The sequence below is a fragment of the Sphingomonas ginsenosidimutans genome (assembly GCF_002374835.1).
GTDB classification, from domain to species: Bacteria; Pseudomonadota; Alphaproteobacteria; order Sphingomonadales; family Sphingomonadaceae; genus Sphingomonas; species Sphingomonas ginsenosidimutans.
Genome location: NZ_NWVD01000041.1, coordinates 1 through 2,089 on the forward strand (window position 1 = coordinate 1; position 2,089 = coordinate 2,089).

Annotated in this window: 2 protein-coding genes; both read left to right on the forward strand. The window is 67.3% G+C overall.

The window, feature by feature from the left end; translation table 11 throughout:
- On the forward strand, positions 1 to 537 hold a 537-nt coding region (locus COA17_RS18530; protein ID WP_217991030.1), incomplete at its 5' end, for an efflux RND transporter periplasmic adaptor subunit.
- Positions 537 to 2,089: efflux RND transporter permease subunit (locus COA17_RS18535; protein ID WP_141397143.1), on the forward strand; the 1,553-nt coding region annotated here is incomplete at its 3' end. The genes COA17_RS18530 and COA17_RS18535, both read left to right, overlap by 1 nt.

Consider the following 2,089-nt stretch of genomic DNA (forward strand, 5'->3'; position numbering starts at 1 on the left):
GCTGCCGATGCGGCTGCGGCCCAGCGCCGCCTGCTCGGACCAGCGGTGGCGAGCCTTGGCAACCAGCGCTACGTCTGGGTGCGAGTGCCGGTGTTCGGGAGCGACCTTGTCGGGCTGCGACAGAGCCCGTCGGCGCTGGTCTCGCCGCTCGGGCAGGAGGGTTCGAAACGATCGGCGCAGCCCGTCGATGCGCCGCCATCGGCCAACGCGGTGGCGGGCACCGTCGATCTCTATTTCGCGCTCGACAATCGTGACCGAGCCTACCGCGTCGGCCAGCGGGTCAGCGTTGCGCTCCCGCTTGCTGGTGGGCGGAATGAAGGGCTGTCGGTGCCGACCTCCGCGATCCTGCGCGATATCTATGGCGGCGAATGGGTCTATGCCAAGATCGAGGCCGACACCTACGTGCGCCAGCGGATCGAGGTGGCGGCGACCGAAGGTGGCCGCGCCATCCTGTCGCGGGGCCTGCGGCCCGGCACGCTGGTGGTCACGGCAGGCGCCGCCGAATTGTTCGGCACCGAGTTCGGGGTCGCACACTGATGTTGGCCTGGCTGGTTCGCTCCGCGCTCAGGCAGCGCGTGCTGGTGCTCGCGATGGCGGCACTCTTGGTAGTCCTCGGCCTGCGCGCATCTGCCGATGTGCCGCTCGATGTCTTCCCCGAGTTCGCCCCGCCTATCGTCGAAATCCAGACCGAAGCGCCAGGCCTGTCGACCGAGGAGGTCGAAAGCCTGATCACAGTGCCGATTGAAACCGCCGTCAACGGCGTGCCGGATCTGGCAACCCTGCGCTCGAAGTCGGTGCTAGGGCTATCGTCCGTCACGATCCTGTTCGAGCGTGGCACCGACGTGATCCGCGCCCGCCAGCTGGTGCAGGAGCGCGTGGCCCAGGTGCAGGCGCGGCTGCCTGCCGCTGCCCGTCCGCCGGTGATGCTGCCGCCGCTGTCGTCCACGAGCCGGGCGATGAAGATCGGCATCTCCTCCAAGAAGCTCGATCAGATGCAGCTGTCCGAGCTGGTGCGCTGGACGATCCGGCCCAAGCTGATGTCGGTGCCGGGCGTCGCGAATGTCGCCGTCTGGGGCTACCGCGACCGGCAGTTGCAGGTGCTGGTCGATCCCGACCGCTTGCAAGCCTCAGGGGTCACACTGGCTGAACTGCGCGCAGCGACCGGCGATGCTGTGCTGGTTGGCGGCGGCGGCTTTGTCGATACGCCCAACCAGCGGCTGCCCGTTCAGCAGGCGGGCGCGATCCAGACTGCTGAGGACCTCTCCCGCACGGTCATCAAGATCGCAGGCGATGCGCCGGTGCGGGTGGGCGATGTTGCGCGGGTGACCGATGGCTTTGCCGCGCCCATCGGCAATGCGATCATCGACGACGGTCCGGGCATCATGCTGATCGTCGAGAAGCAGCCGACCGGCAACACGCTCCAGCTGACCCGTGACGTCGAGGCAGCGGTCGAAGAGCTGCGGCCCGGCCTCAAGGACGTCAAGATCGACACCACGATCTTTCGCCCGGCAACCTTCATCGAGAAGTCGATCGACAACCTGACCCGCGCGCTGATGATCGGCTGCCTGCTGGTGGCGATCGTGCTATTCGCCTTTACCCGCGACTGGCGGCAGGCGACGATCAGCCTGGTGGCGATCCCGCTATCGCTGCTGGCGGCGGGCCTCGTGCTGCTGTGGAGCGGGGCGACGATCAATACGATGGTGATCGCCGGACTGGTGATCGCCCTTGGCGAAGTGGTCGATGACGCGATCATCGATGTCGAGAACATCGCCCGCCGTCTGCGCCTGAACCGCGAGGCGGGCAATCCGCGCTCGGCCTTTGCCGTGGTGCTTTCGGCCTCGCTCGAAGTGCGCACGGCGGTGGTGTTCGCCTCGCTGATCGTCATGCTGGTGTTCCTGCCGATCTTTTTCCTCGGCGGGGTGGCGGGGACGTTCTTCCGGCCGCTGGCGATTGCCTATGTGCTGGCGATTGCTGCCTCGCTGCTGGTCGCGCTGGTGGTGACGCCTGCGATGTGCCTGATGCTGCTCCCCAACGCGCCGATGAAGGAGCATCGCGACACGCGCTTTGTCGCCTCGCTCAAGCAGCGCTA